This is a genomic window from Leptolyngbya sp. 7M, assembly GCF_018128485.1.
On the sequence record NZ_CP070897.1, the window covers coordinates 886,020 to 900,848 of the forward strand.

Annotated in this window: 12 protein-coding genes; 8 read left to right on the plus strand and 4 right to left on the minus strand. The window is 49.9% G+C overall.

The genetic code is table 11. From position 1 onward, the window contains the following. Positions 1-261 precede the first annotated feature (261 nt). The 6 genes from JVX88_RS04195 (at position 262) to JVX88_RS04220 (ending at position 8,261) form a co-directional block, all read left to right on the plus strand. Entirely contained in the window at positions 262-1,611 is a 1,350-nt protein-coding gene (locus JVX88_RS04195; protein ID WP_211626032.1) for an MATE family efflux transporter, read from the plus strand. Positions 1,612-2,590: 979 nt separating this feature from the next. Continuing rightward, entirely contained in the window at positions 2,591-3,190 is a 600-nt protein-coding gene (locus JVX88_RS04200) for a MarC family protein (RefSeq protein WP_211626033.1), read from the plus strand. Then, positions 3,187-4,005, plus strand: a complete 819-nt coding sequence (locus tag JVX88_RS04205) for a hypothetical protein (protein ID WP_211626034.1) — start codon at positions 3,187-3,189, stop codon at positions 4,003-4,005. Before JVX88_RS04200 ends, JVX88_RS04205 begins: the two co-directional genes overlap by 4 nt. A gap of 49 nt (positions 4,006-4,054) precedes the next feature. Then, positions 4,055-4,996 (plus strand): tRNA (adenosine(37)-N6)-dimethylallyltransferase MiaA, encoded by a 942-nt coding sequence (gene miaA, locus JVX88_RS04210; RefSeq protein WP_211626035.1) that lies wholly within the window; start codon positions 4,055-4,057, stop codon positions 4,994-4,996. Positions 4,997-5,142: 146 nt separating this feature from the next. Further along, positions 5,143-6,789, plus strand: coding sequence for a two-component system sensor histidine kinase NtrB (locus tag JVX88_RS04215; RefSeq protein ID WP_211626036.1), 1,647 nt, complete (start codon positions 5,143-5,145; stop codon positions 6,787-6,789). 77 nt (positions 6,790-6,866) lie between these two features. Beyond that, a complete protein-coding gene (locus JVX88_RS04220; RefSeq protein ID WP_211626037.1) occupies positions 6,867-8,261 on the plus strand; it encodes a sigma-54-dependent transcriptional regulator in 1,395 nt (464 codons plus the stop codon). 75 nt (positions 8,262-8,336) lie between these two features. Here JVX88_RS04220 and JVX88_RS04225 read toward each other — a convergent pair whose 3' ends face one another. Then, a complete protein-coding gene (locus JVX88_RS04225; protein ID WP_211626038.1) occupies positions 8,337-9,536 on the minus strand; it encodes a tetratricopeptide repeat protein in 1,200 nt (399 codons plus the stop codon). Between the two features lie 111 nt (positions 9,537-9,647). Continuing rightward, a complete protein-coding gene (locus JVX88_RS04230) occupies positions 9,648-10,199 on the minus strand; it encodes a 16S rRNA (guanine(527)-N(7))-methyltransferase RsmG (RefSeq protein ID WP_211626039.1) in 552 nt (183 codons plus the stop codon). Positions 10,200-10,647: 448 nt separating this feature from the next. Here JVX88_RS04230 and JVX88_RS04235 point away from each other — a divergent pair, with 448 nt between their 5' ends. Then, positions 10,648-11,898, plus strand: a complete 1,251-nt coding sequence (locus tag JVX88_RS04235) for a tyrosine-type recombinase/integrase (protein WP_211626041.1) — start codon at positions 10,648-10,650, stop codon at positions 11,896-11,898. A gap of 443 nt (positions 11,899-12,341) precedes the next feature. Beyond that, on the plus strand, positions 12,342-12,578 hold the full coding sequence (locus JVX88_RS04240) for a hypothetical protein (protein ID WP_211626043.1): 237 nt from the start codon (positions 12,342-12,344) through the stop codon (positions 12,576-12,578). Between the two features lie 445 nt (positions 12,579-13,023). On the opposite strand, the gene JVX88_RS04245 is transcribed toward JVX88_RS04240, so the two are convergent. Together JVX88_RS04245 and JVX88_RS04250 are read right to left on the minus strand one after the other, a co-directional pair. After that, positions 13,024-13,515, minus strand: coding sequence for a Mov34/MPN/PAD-1 family protein (locus tag JVX88_RS04245; RefSeq protein ID WP_211626045.1), 492 nt, complete (start codon positions 13,513-13,515; stop codon positions 13,024-13,026). Next, on the minus strand, positions 13,496-14,782 hold the full coding sequence (locus tag JVX88_RS04250; RefSeq protein ID WP_211626047.1) for a glycine--tRNA ligase: 1,287 nt from the start codon (positions 14,780-14,782) through the stop codon (positions 13,496-13,498). The genes JVX88_RS04245 and JVX88_RS04250 overlap by 20 nt, the downstream gene beginning before the upstream one ends. Positions 14,783-14,829: the final 47 nt, after the last annotated feature.

Here is a 14,829-nt window from a genome sequence, read left to right on the forward strand (position 1 = left end):
CCGTTATCAATGTCGAAGGGCGTATTTGAATTTGGAGGCTTCTGGCTCGAAGTACCTCGAACTTTATGGCCAAAGGTGGCGTGTTTGATTTCGTATTCCTTTAGGCTTTGTGCTAGATTCGTAAGGTCATGAAAATCGAGCTTGTCTAATACATCCGCACTCGCTGTACCGAGATCGTCTGTTGATCGGCGGCTTTCTTCGGTCTTCGCGGCACGCTCCGTGCCATAGTTATTTTTGTTTTCATACAGTTAGGAGTTTTATATGTCTTTTGAAGGAGTGCGTCCGCTCTCAGAAGCGGGCGAGAAAAACTCATTCTTTTCTATTCTTCGCGAAGCGTTTCGCGGCACCGAACGCGACTTCACGAAAGGCTCCATCCCGATCGCTCTCGTGATCCTGGCAATACCGATGATCCTTGAGATGTCGATGGAGGCTCTTTTCGCGATCGTTGATACTTTTTTTGTGGCAAAGCTCGGAGCCTCTGCCGTGGCGGTCGTCGGACTCACCGAGTCCATCCTTGCATTGGTCTATGCTGTCGCCATCGGATTAAGTATCGGTGCCACAGCTACCGTTGCTCGCAGGTTTGGTGAAAAAGATCTTGACGGCGCCGCGCGTGCCGCAACGCATGTTGTCTATCTAGGCTTATTTGTTTCCGTGATAATGGGTGCAGCTGGTGTGATCTTTGCTCCGCAGATATACGCCTTGCTCGGAGCGGGCGAAGACGTTGTTTCGATCGGGCTGCCATTTATGCGGATCATGCTCGGGACGAACGGTGTGATACTTTTCCTGTTCCTGCTTAATGGCATATTTCGCGGAGCTGGTGATGCGGCGATCGCGTTGCGTGTCCTCGTAGTTGCGAACGGATTGAATATCATACTAGATCCGCTTTTTATCTTTGGCGTTTGGGTTTTTCCCGAACTCGGCGTAACCGGTGCCGCGGTTGCGACTGTTATCGGCCGCGGAGCCGGCGTGGCTTATGCAGGCTGGGCTCTTTTTCTACGGGATAATGGGCGGCTGCAGGTGCGAGCTGAACATTGGAAGTTCGATCCGCGTCTTTTGTGGAATCTTACGCGGCTTTCCGCGACTGCTGTTCTTCAGCTATTGGTTACTACCGCGACCTGGAGCGTCCTTGTCCGCATAATAGCTGTTTTTGGCAGCGTTGCAATCGCCGGATACCAGATCGGTTTGCGAGTAATTATCTTCCTTCTGCTTCCGGTCGTTGGGCTGGCGAATGCTGCTTCGGCACTTGTCGGACAAAATCTCGGTGCGGGGAAACCGGAACGGGCCGAACGTTCGGTCTGGATCGCCGGCGGGACAGCTGCATTCCTGCTCGGGTCGGTTGGACTTTTTTTCGTCCTTTTTTCCGATAACCTTGTCGGGATATTCACGCGCGATCCCGATATCGCGGCCTACGGAAGCGATTGCCTTCGGATCGTCGGCTATGGATACGCATTCTATGGCCTTGCGATAGTTACCGAAAGTGCGTTCAACGGAGCAGGCGACGTTTGGACTCCAACGTACATAAACGCCATCGTTCTTTGGCTTTTTGAGATACCGCTGGCGTCGCGAAAGATCGCATACCGTTACCGAGTGAAGTGCCGGATAATACATTGATTCTCCATTCATCACACCGCGATAGATCCTGTTAATGGGTGCGATATTGCGAAAATCGGCCGCAGTCGCTCCCTTGCGCCACTTTCTCATCGCAGGCAATGAGTTCGCAAAACCCTGTTCATCAGTTCGGATATAAGACGGCGTGTAAAAGATCAGTTTCTGGCCGATAAGTCGGCTGGCATAGTTTCGCGACGAATAATAATCGTTCGAACGAAGGTGATAGGTTGACTCATACACAAGTTCCCCTTCTCGCCCGATCCGGAAGAGTCCTATTTCTGTGCCTCCACGCTGATAGCTGTAACCAACGACCACGATCCGATCACCTGAGATCAGCATCTCGTCATACCACGTCCCAGAAGGATCGATGTCTGGGCCGAATGCATCTATTGCAGAAACAGGACTTAAGGTGTCGTCGCCGATACGGACGGTAAAGAGCCTGCCTCTCCGCAGTATGACGAGATGCTCTCCGTGAACCTTAACAATGCCGCCTTCGTCCACACCGGTATGCTGTACATTCGTTACAGATTCGCTATCCGCGGTGGTCCCTTTGGATTCCTGTACGACCGGCGAACTTGCCGCGGTATTCTGCGATGAACCTGAATCCTTTGCTAAGCGGTCATTCCGCTTTCGCATGATCGTCGCGAGAAACTCTTTAAGTTCGGCCTCTGACTTGAATGCTTCAAGTCCGCGTTTCTCAGCTCCAGGTAAATCCGGTTCTATTGGAGCGCCGTCCAAACCTGAAATATCCGAAACCGAACAGCCGACAAATACAAACGTCCAAATAAGCAACATCGAAAGTGTTATACGCCCCATCTCCAAGCTCCTTTGATTGCAGGATCCTGCATTTATCATGTAGGGAAGAACGATTCTTTATGAAGGGCTTGCAAAAATTATGAGAAAAAGGTTAGTTTGGCGATACTAAACTTTCCGCGATGTGCTTCTAAGCAAATATTCCTGTCTCCGAAGGCGATCATTTAGTATGGATACCTTATCTGCTGCACTACTGCTTTTCCTGGTGATGGATCCGCTTGGGAATATTCCGCTTTTTATGACCACTTTAAAGAAGGTCGAAGTATCCAGACAGCGATTCGTTGTGGTGCGCGAACTTCTGATCGCTCTTGTGGTCTTGATCGGCTTTCTTTTCCTCGGCCAATACCTTCTTCGTTTGTTGCAGCTTTCTGAAACAGCCCTTACGACGGCCGGCGGTATAATTTTGATGATCATTGCCTTAAAAATGATATTTCCGCGTCGCGATGCTTCACTACAAGAAGAGGTCGAGGGCGAGCCTTTCATCGTTCCGCTTGCGATACCTTATGTCGTCGGGCCGTCCGCGATGTCCACTGCAATACTCTTGATGAGCCGCGAACCGGGACGTTGGCCGGAATGGATGCTCGCCGTCCTGATAGCATGGTCTGTATCTGCAGTGATAATTTATTTTTCAGGGTATTTTGCGCGCTTTTTGGGCGAAAAAGGTCTGGTCGCGGTTGAAAGGCTTATGGGAATGCTCCTTATTACGGTTGCTGTTCAGATGCTTTTGAATGGCATTGGTGAATTCATCTCAAAGGTCGGCGTACAATGAAAGCTGTCATCATTCGTTCGATCATTTTCCTGCTGGTTTGCGTTGCTTACTACGGGGCTGCGGCGCAAGCGCCGGCATCTGCGGTTGAGCGCGGTTCACAGATAGCAAAAGCCGGTTTTAGGAATGAAAGCGAGATCCGCGATAAATTCAATGGTTGGCGGACTGATGAAGATGCCCGCGAATGGCTAGGCATAATGGGTTACGACCATTCATTGATCAGAAATGTAGTCGCCTTCAAGCCCAACGGCCAGAAAGCTGACGTTGTCGTTCTTGTTAGTGATGCAGATGGTCCGACCTATCGACACGGCATATCGATCAAGCTCGTCAGCACCGCGAACGGTTTCAATCAAATAGATAAACGATGGCTCAGGCAATATGCACGAATGTGGGATATGCCAGATAATGTTGTTTCAGCCCTCCGCCTGTTTCTTGGTGAAGACCTTCCCGTCGGCGTGTCGAAGCGACAAGATCGTATGTTTCTTAATGAACTTGCAGATGACCGCCAAAGAGCGGTCTTAGATTTCTTCAGAAGCAAAAAAGAGCGTATCGCTGCGGATGTCATCAAAGGAGAAGGAGATGGGCGGGCAGATTGGTTCATGGTCGCTTGGAAGATCGCCGGTAAAGATGAATGGAAACTAGTCCCATCGAATGTAGCGATAAACTTCTTCTCCGAGGGGCCGGTCGAGATCACACGGAGCGGAAATCTACGCATTGGCAGGATCACACTACAACGTAAGGGCGGAGATGGCGGTCGAGAAACAGCAAAGATGATGCAGTTCAAAATTAATCCTGTACAGCTTTTCGAGCTAAAATGATCGTAACAGGTCCGACAATATATCAGATCAAGAAAAATTAACGCCGAGAATGATCCGAAATGATAAGCCGATCTTTGCGATCTCCGGCCCGACATGTTCCGGCAAAACCGCTCTCGGCGTGCGGCTCGCGAAATATGTTGGCGGCGAGGTCATCAATTTCGATTCTGTCCAGATCTATCAAAAGATCAGGATCGCCACGGCAAAACCATCGATCGAGGAAATGGAGGGCATTCCGCATCACCTTATCGACTATGTTGATCCCAACATAAAATACACAGCTGCAGATTGGGCGCGCGACGCAACTAACAAGATCTTGGAGATCGAATCCCGAGCAAAAGTTCCGATTCTGGTCGGCGGTACCGGTTTCTATCTTCGAACTCTCCGAGTCCCGCTTTTCGATAGCCCAAAGACCGACCCGGCTTTACGCCAGAGACTGCAAGCGATGGCTAAGAGCCGAGGTGTCCATCACCTTTACCGTATGCTGAGGCGGCTCGACCCCGCTGCGGCTGAAAAATTGTTCCCGAATGATTCTGTCCGTGTGATCCGTGCATTGGAGGTTTTCTTCCAAACTGGCGAACCTATATCAAAAAAGCAGCCGAATAGGTCAGCCGCTCCCGAATTTTCGGGTCGTATCCGGCTCTTCGTTTTGCATCCGCCGCGTGAGATCCTTTATCAGAAAATAAATTCACGGACCAGGCATCATTTTCAGAATGGTCTTGTAAATGAAGTGATGGCACTACTTAATGAAGGAATTTCTCCTGAGGGAAGTGCCCTCGGAGCACATGGCTATCGGCGCGTTTGTGAGTATCTTCGCGGTGAACGCTCACTTGAAAGCGCTATCGAAAAAACCCAACAGGATGTAAGAAATTATGCGAAGCGACAATTGACGTGGTTCAGACGTGAGAAAGACGCCATTTGGCTATATGGATTCGGTACGGATGAAGATATCTGGGAAAAATTAAAACGACAGATCCGGCCAGCGGCAATGTAACGCATATCCCTGATTTTCATTGACAAATTTCGTTAAAACCTATTTAATGGTTGTAGGGATTTTCGGGAATTTCCCTTCAGAACTTCCTTCCATTGATTTTCAAGATACTTCGTAGATGACCTCCCACGGGGCATCGATCCTCTAGAATGACACTTCCCGTCGCAGCTAAGCGGCCTCTCAGGCAATTTCCTCACGTGGTCCAGGAGCCGGAAACTACGGTTGAGCTGAAGTTCATCTCAGAACTCGGCAGAAGCCTGCTTTTCATGATCCATCCGCGGAAGGTAGCCTTGCGCGTCGCTAGTGCGATCCGTGCCGGTGTTGATGCGGACCAATGTGTTTTTGTCGCGGAACTAGATAATATCGGTGTCGTAAGTTGTGGGTTCGATCGGAAAGGAGAACTTGAAACACACTATCTGGAGAAACAACGGTTCGAAAAATGGTTCGAACTGCTGCCACCCCAGATCGGCTATTGCGAAGAGGACCCCGATAAATTCCTGCTTACTTCGGCGCGGCATCGTCTTGAATACGTTTCTCCGCTACACATTAATGGGGAGACTAAGGGTGCGATTATCGCCGGCTTTGCCCGAAAACAGGATTTCACCGAATCTAAAGGAAGCCTGATCGAGGCGGCTACTACCATGGCTGCAATGAGCGTGAATCTTTCCGCCCATTATGAGTCTGCGATCAATAGGACCATAACTCGTGCTCGTGAAGAACATCGTAGATTCACCGAGGCCGTGCTTGACGCACTTCCAGTTTCTATTTATGTCGTAGATCGCGATTATCGGATCGTAACCTGGAATCGTCATCGCGAGATCGGCACTCAGGGCATCGCTCGGGATGAGGCGGTTGGCAGAAATGTTTTCCAAGTACTTGCACGTTACCCCGAAGGAAAGGTCCGGCAGGAATTTGAGCGGGCTTTCCGCACCGGAAAGATCGAACGCATTGAACAGCAGACGATCGCAGAGGATGGTTCGACCAAGCATTGGCTTGTAAGCAAAATACCGATGTTCGACCCGGAAACGGGCGAAGTAAGTCACGTAATAACCGTTGGTGAAGATGTTACGATGCGCGTTGAGGCGATCCATGCTGTTGGCCGGGCAGACAAACTTGCCGCTGTCGGGCGGCTCGCTGCGGGTGTGGTGCATGAGATCAATAATCCGTTAGCAACGATCTCTGCCTGCGCAGAAGCACTAGAGCAGCGACTCGAAGAGGGCGCGTTCGCAGGCTCCGACGCAGAGGATGACCTGAATGAATACCTGGAACTTATCAAGAACGAAGCTTTCCGCTGCAAGTCAATAACTACCGGACTGCTGGATTTCAGCCGATCAAGGACCGGCGATCGGCATCCGATAGATGTCAGCGAAATAATTCGATCTTCAGTCAACCTGATCTCGCATCAGAACCGAAGTAACAGAGTTGAAATAAAAGTTGACGCTGAAGATAACCTTCCAATGATCAATGCCGATGGGGGGCAGATACAGCAGGCATTGATCGCCCTTGCGACAAATGCGATCGATGCGATGCCCGAAGGAGGCACCCTAACATTTCAGGCCACGACCAATGGACGCCGAGTTTCGATCGAGGTACAGGACACAGGTGTTGGCATCGCAGCTGAGGACCTCTCGAAGATCTTCGAGCCCTTTTTTACCACCAAAGAAGTTGGCAAAGGAACAGGTCTCGGACTGGCGGTCTGTTACGGAATAATTACGGACCACGGAGGCCGGCTGAGCGTTAGATCGAACCCTGGTTCGGGAACGACCTTCACAATTTCGCTTCCGATAGTTGACTGATCGACGTGTTGTAATAGAGCGACCTAGGTCGATCAGGTGATCTTCAAAAAAGCTTATCTCCCACTGAGAAATGAACTATGGCAAAACTCCTAGTAGTAGACGACGAGAGAAACCTTAGATTGGTCATTCAAAAAGAGATGACCAGAAAGGGCCATGAAGTTGAGACCGCCGCAGACGGACATGCGGCGTGGGAAATACTCGAATCGCGTGACTTTGATGTCCTACTTTGTGATATCAATATGCCGCGCCTCGACGGAATGGGGCTTCTTCGCCGGATACGCGAAAAGGGACAAAATCCGCCGGAAGTGATAATGCTGACTGGACAAGGCTCGATCGAGACCGCTATTGAGTCGATGAAACTCGGTGCATACGATTACCTTACAAAGCCTTATCGGATCGCCGAACTCGCCGCACTCGTCGCACAGGCGGCAGAGAAAAAACAGCTTAAGTTGGATAATACTCGTCTCCGAGCCCAGATCGCACGCTCAACCCGTTCGACTCCGGACATTATTTCCGAATCGCCTCAAATGAAAGAGGTTCTTCGCTTGGTTCATCGTGTCGCTCCGTCTGAAACTTCTGTGCTGATAACCGGCGAATCTGGGACAGGAAAAGAACTGGTAGCACAGGCAATACATCGGTTTAGTCCACGTGCCGGAAAGGCTTTCATCGATCTTAATTGTGCCGCTCTTCAGGACACGCTTCTTGAATCCGAGCTTTTCGGACATGAGGCTGGGGCTTTTTCTGGTGCACGAACGCGAAAACTTGGACTTCTTGAACTAGCCGATGGCGGGACGCTTTTCCTTGACGAGATAATGGAAATGCCACATCAGCTTCAGTCAAAACTGCTTCGTGCATTGGAAACCGGAACTTTTTTCCGCGTTGGCGGTGTGAAGAAGGTCGAAGTTGATGTTAGGCTTATCGCGGCAACAAACCGAGATCCGAGCTTGGCGGTTGCAGAAAATACATTTCGCGCCGATCTTCTCTATCGTATAAACAGCTTTTCGATCCATATTCCGCCGCTGCGTGAACGCCGAGAGGATATCGAACCGGTCGCCCATCATTTGCTTAAACAGGTCGGCGGTGCGGAGCCGCCGGAACTTACCCCACCTGTGATCGAAGCAATAACTGCGTACTCCTGGCCAGGCAACGTGCGGCAACTCCGCAATTGTCTGGAGCGTGCTTCATTGCTTGCGGATAATGGACGCATCACGATCAAGGAACTTCCCCCTGAAGTCCTCCATAAAATAGAGCTTCCAAGCAACGTTTCGGTGAGCTACAATGGCGCATCTTCTGCAAGCATCGGGGCTTTCCATAATACCGGATCGACAAATCTGCGAGATGTTGAACGCCAGCAGATAATCAGCGCACTCGAACGCACTGGCTGGCATCGCGGGAAAACTGCCGAACTTCTCGGCATCTCGCCATCGACACTTTATCGACGGCTTCGTGAATATGATCTCGAAACAAGATAACGCCCGTTACTTATTCGTAGCTGTCGGCAATAAACCATTACGCTTAGACCGCTCTCGCTTACCGGCCCGTTCACACTATTTCCCGGACCCGATCACATACTTTACAACGTAGCTTCGTAGTTTTTCTTTGTTAGATCTAAGGTAGCCGGCGTGGTCCTGAACGATCCCCTCATCGGCCCTTGCTAAGAGTATAAAAGCTTCAAGAAGCCCATCATTATCCAACTTCGAAAGCATCTCGATCTGAGGATTAAGTTGCTTCGGTTTCATAGCTGTGGCCATTTTCACGACAGCCCGAAGTGCTTCTGCCTCTTCCATAAGGGTATGGCGATAGCTATTCTCTTTCGGAAATGCAGCAGTAAATTTGTCTTTCTTCCAGGTTTCACGTGTCGAAAAATAAGCTATCCAAGCCATCGACCCATCGTTAGCAAGTGGATCCACATTTATCTTGGTCGTGGGTTTACCGTCCGGCCCTATCTCTGTTTCAGGTACGTCGATACGCGGATGGCCGAGAGGCGTGTTAGTCACCTGCCCCCATTGGATGATCCCATTCAATGCAAATCGGCTGTATGGCTCTGTTATCCATGCCTCGATATATCGATCACGCGCCTCAGCGTATTTCCCCTGCCGCATAAGCGGCGTTGCGGAATAACGATATGCTGTCTCAATGTAAGGATCGATCACTATCGCTTTCTGATACCAGATCTCGGCATTCTTAAAGTCATTCTTTTTCAGGTACATATCCCCGCTAAAAAGAGCGGCATAATAATTCGTCGGATCCGCCTCAAGCGCCTGCTTGTAAAGATCGAGCGCTTCATCGATCTTGCCTTGGGTGAAGGCCTGTTCGCCCGCATAGGTCAGCGCATGCGATCTGGGGACATCTGAGAATGATCGTCCCTCACTTCCATCCATCGGAAGACTGCCGATCATCGCCTTTACAAAGTTCGTATCATTGCCGAGGTCCCTGGCCTTAACAAAAGATTGGCGAGCGGCAAGGCGGAGCCGCTTCTTCTCTTCGGCGTCATTTGTATTGACCGCGAGCCCAAGAAGAGCCGTTCCAAGAAGTTCATAGGCATTCGCATCTCGTGGATCCAGTTCAAGAATACGCTCCAGCACCGGGACGGCCTCGGTCATCTTACTTTCCTTCATCAGGTCGCCGGCTTTTGTCTTTAATTGCTCCAACTCGCCCTGCGCAGCGACTTGGCCGACCATTAGACAGAAGATCAACACAAGGAATGTAGATAATCGGGCTGCGTTGTTCCCGTTTCGAATGTTCATTGTTCTTTCTCCTTTTTGCGAGTTTGATGCACGTATTCCAGATTTGGTTCCGAAGACATGAAATCTTTGAGGACTATTCAACTGCTAATGATGCTCAGGCGCGCACTCATATTAAGACTCGGACACAAGCAAATATCGCTGTTCGGATAGCGGCAATAATATTGTTTCTACACGTATGCCCTTAGCGTTCATCGCATCACGGAGTGCAGGGCCACCAAATAGCAGAAGCTTAGCATCCCCCGACCACTTTAGGATCTGCGTAAGCTTCTCAGTAAATTTATCCAACGCTCGGCATGTAACAAACGATACGTCAGGACGTTGAACTTCCGCGAATTGTTTATTTATGACCTCAGCTCGATCAGACAGACCACACCGAGTTACCACATTGTCCAAAAATGCGGCTTTCTTTTGTTTTGATTCGATCAGATAACCAAAAAGATCCGGACGAACGATAAGACAAGGGATCAGCGGAAGGCCGGATCCTGTGCCAACATCCACTATCCGGGTATTCTCTGGCAGGAATTTGAGCAACGTAAGCGACTCTAAGACGTGCCTCGTGGCAAATTCATCAGGCGAACACGGAGCGACAAGATGGAGCCTATCATTGTCTTCTATAACTAGATCGTAGTGATCGGCAAGCGCAGTAACCTTGTCTTGAGACAACTGTATTCCGAAAGCGGCCTGGTGTTTAAATATTGCCGCTACAAAACTCTCTCGCATGAAAACAAGTCTTACCCAAAGCTGAGGCAAGCGCAATTAAGGATGCTATTTGTTGATTCCTGTAGCACGCTTTGAAAGACGCAGTGTGGTTGAATTGACGACGAGATCACTGAAGCAAAAGCCGCGATGGTGCTTTCAGAATCGGGGTTGTGCTCCTGTAAATAGGATATTCTTTGGTGCGGACGAGAAGAATCGAACTTCCACTCCCTTGCGGGAACAGGCTTCTGAGTCCTTTCACCCGGTCCTTGACTGTCAGCAACTTACGGTGATAAACTCCTTGTATAGAATGAGTTACAGTGACACAGACCGACAGTCAAAGACATTAACAGACGCTAGGATACGGTTAGTTCGGGTACGCCGTACCCGAAACGGTACCCGAAAATGATGATGCATGCGAAAGATACCTGATAAATACATTTCAGACGGATATTACGCCAAAGTGTTTCGGGAAGGCAAGCGAGCCAAAACCAAGGGCGAATACTACTACAGGGCACACCTACATATCTGGGACAACGGGCAATGGAAACCCTATAAACGCAAACCAGATGAAAAGGGGTATTTTTTCACAAAGGACGACGCCAAAAACTGGTTAAACTCTAAGGTTGACGAGTTAAAGAACAAGGGAAAGGAAATAATGCTGAACCCTGAAACCGTGCAGGGGTTCATTGAGGATCATTACAAGCCATACCTTAAAGACCATCAAAAAATTCAATACAAGTATGAATTTCGGAAGTTGGATGTCATATCTGAATTTTTGGGCGAAAAATTAATAAATGACGTATCGAAGTTAGACGTGCTCGCATTCAAGACGTGGTTGTTACAACGTCCATACAAGCGGGGTAAAGGGGAACGGAAACGCACGGAAGCATCCGCACATAGGTATCTATCGCGGTTGCGCGGGTTATTGAATTTTGCCGAATCAACGCCGAAGCGAAAATTTGAGAATCACGTCTCATTCAAAGACATCATCCGCAAAGGCGACGAAAAACCGAAAACGTCGTATATTTCGTTCGATGAGTTTATGCGGGTGCTCGAAGCCTGCTACGAAATCCCAAAGTGCAACCGATGGAAACGGGACCGTTCGCACATGCGGTTGACATTGATAGCGGGTTATACAACGGGCTTGCGGATAGACGAGCTTCGACACGTTACACGTGGTATGATTCGCACGGATGAAGTTGACCGCAAAGGGGTGATAAAACTCGAAATGAAAAATTCGCGGAATAAGATTCACAAGAAAACGGTTGATGTTTCGACGTGGCTTTATAACGAAATGGAAGCGGCCGGTGTGTTTGATAAGCGTGATGATGAGGCGGTCTTTAATACAACCAACTATTACAATTTAGTCAAAGACCTTTACCAACGTGCAGGGGTTAGTTCTGATGTTACGTTCCATACACTGCGCGCGGCTAATGCAACCGAGCGTGATGCGGCGGGTCAAGACCGTGATTCTTTGCAAGCAGGGTTAGGGCATTCAAAGGGTAGCAGTGTTACAGAGAAGCACTATCTGCGTTATCAAGACCGTCACGTAATCGAAAAGGGGACGATTTATAACGAATGGCTAGAGCGTCAGCTAAGCGAACATCGCAAAAAGGTTGAATCTGAACCAGGCGATGTGCTATGTGCGGAAACACTAAATTGAAATAGAGGCCATCCGAAAGAAGGGTGGCTTTTTAGTTTGAAGTACAACATACAATTCGAAGACGAAAGCCCACCCGTTCTGGTATGCAAACGATAAGGACTCATATCGTGTACAAATTCGACCTTAATTGCGGCGGATCGTTCGGAGCCAATGATAATCGACCACGCGTAAATTCATATCGTTCAGAATGGAGAGAAACCTGAAGGAAACGGATGATGCGCTGAATGCCGATCGCCTCGAGCAGCGGCAGTTACGGGTGATTTGCTCACCCACGAGCATTTTAGAGGCCGCTCGGAGCGCACAGGGGACCGTCCCTGCAAGTTGGAGTAGATCCAGCGGCCAGAGAAATACTCTGAGCTGGTCAAAATCAGAGTTCTCAAACCTATAGGTGACCTAGCTCGATGCGGAAACCGTGTGTCGTCTTGTACGCTTAAACTTGGTCGGTGGCATTAGTCGGACAATCTGACCAATCAGTGGTCTTCATCACACTCGAAGACGAGACCGGCCATTCTAATTTTGTCGTGATGCCGGACAAGTTCGAGGAATACCGGGCGATCATCAACCAAAGCGACTACATGATCATCCGCGGCATCCTCGACGAAAGCGGAATGCTGAAAGCCACCCACTTTCAAACCCTCGACGGCTTCACCGCCGAAGTTGTGTCACACAATTTTCGATAATGTTCGAAGTCTAGATGATTGATGTTTGTAATATTTATGGAAACGTAGCTCGACGTGTGAATCGGAGTCGAACCGATGAATAAATGTTTTCAGTTAGATATAGGCAGTTTTTACCGATTGTTATATATTGCCATAGGCCGATATTTATTGACTTTCCCGAAAATCGCGTTCAATCAAGATTACCGCATCCTAGCACGTACTTACGATAATTATACGATAATTCAGGAGTCGCCTCGCTGGCAATGGCCAAGTCGGAAGTGGCCGACATTTACAAAAATACTCTAACTCTAACACATTTGGCCGAGATAAGTCGGACGGCAGAGTCGCGGTCTCGTTGCTATCCACTGGTCTGCATAACTCGCTCCGCGACAGGCACCAAGGTAGAAGCGGAGCTTAGGCTTCTTTAGTGCGTAGCCCAAGCGACTAACGCAAAATGTTCTTCAGTTCATAAGGTGCTTGCTGTCGATGTAGCGGCAACTTGGAGCCTGAGTGCATCGTCGCCCGTGTCGAGCGTTACCGAAAGACCCACGGGAAACGGTGCATTGCCGACGACGACCAGGAGGAATCCCTTGAGCTCGTGAACCGACTGCCTCACGGCGGCACGAATATTCCGAAGATCCTCTATTGATGGCTGAGGAATCTGCGTCGGATGCGTGTGCCAGTCTCCGACATAGTGAAGGCCCCGCATAAACATCGTCTTGATCTCCAGTTGTTCCGACCGACGATCGGGCCGGAAGACGTATCTGGACCTGTGATCGGTCGGCCTTGGTCCTGTAGCGAGATCGATGTGAGCAACGCCGTCGTCGAAGGTCGCGAAGAGCTGGCCGCCCGCTTCGGCAGAAGAAGGTCGAAGTTGGCGGTTTCGTGCGAAGTGGTCGAGAGCAGCGGTGCCGAACACTATGGCGATGTCGGACCTTTCATTCTCGTACGTTAGCATGTTGCCATCTCGGTTCCACAGATTGGACATTCCGAGCTTTTCTCCCGATGCCGCCGGTGTCGTCGTAAACGGCACGCATCGAGGGCTGCAGGTCTTTCTTGATCTTCCGCGCCATCTCGACTATCTCCGGCTTGTTCTTTGCAAGCGGCAGAACCGCGACCTTGATCGGCGCCATCTCGGGTTTAAGTTTTAGAATGACGCGGGTCTCGCCTTTTTCGTTCGTACGCTCGGTGTAGGCGTCCATCATCACTGCAAGCAGCGTGCGGTTCACGCCGGTCGAAGGCTCGATTATATAGGGATAGAAACGCTCGTTCGTCTGCGGATCGAAATACGACAGGTCTTCGGTCGAGTCAGGATTCAGACGGTTGCCTTTGGCGTCTTCCGGTTTTTTCGAATGCACGCGGAGGTCATAATCCGTGCGGTTCGCGATGCCCATCAGCTCGTCCCACTGCTTCGCCTCGTCGTCGCGTTCGGGAAAAAATCGATAAAGAATATCGACCGTCCGCTCACTGTAATGTGCCAGCTCTTCCTTTGTCTGCTCGTAGTGTTTCAGATTCGCCGATGAGATACCGAGCGACTGCAGCCATTCGTCAAAACCGTCTATCCATTCCTGATGAACACGCGGTGCGTCCTCGGGCCGGCAGAAATACTCGATCTCCATCTGTTCAAATTCTCGCGTCCGGAATATGAAATTCCCCGGCGTCACTTCGTTGCGAAATGCTTTTCCGATCTGCGCGATGCCGAACGGCAGCTTTCGCCGCGAGGTGTCGAGCACGTTCTTGAAATTGATAAAGATCCCTTGTGCGGTCTCAGGCCTCAAGTAAGCCAATGCCGTCGGATCATCCTCAGCCGAGGCCGCACCGACGGTCGTACGGAACATCAGGTTGAACGCACGCGATTCGGTCAGGTTCGTTGAGCCGCAGTTGGAACAGACTAATTTGCCCTCTTCGTTCTTTTCCAGCTTATCCTCGCGCAGCCTCGTCTTACAGTCGCGGCAATCGACCAGCGGATCCGAAAACGTCGTCTCGTGTCCAGAATACTTCCAAACATTTCGGTTGAGGATTATCGATGAATCAAGCCCTTCGATGTCGTCGCGTTCGTAAACGGCCCAATTCCACCAGCTCTTTTTGATGTTGTTCGCCAACTCGACGCCGAGCGGTCCGTAATCCCACGACGAGCCCAACCCGCCGTAAATATCCGATGCCGGATAAACAAAACCTCTACGCTTTGAAAGCGAAACTATGGTCTCAATATTTGGTGCAGACATAAACAATGGCGGTTCTCTAAGGTCAATTCGTAAACTATCAATTAATG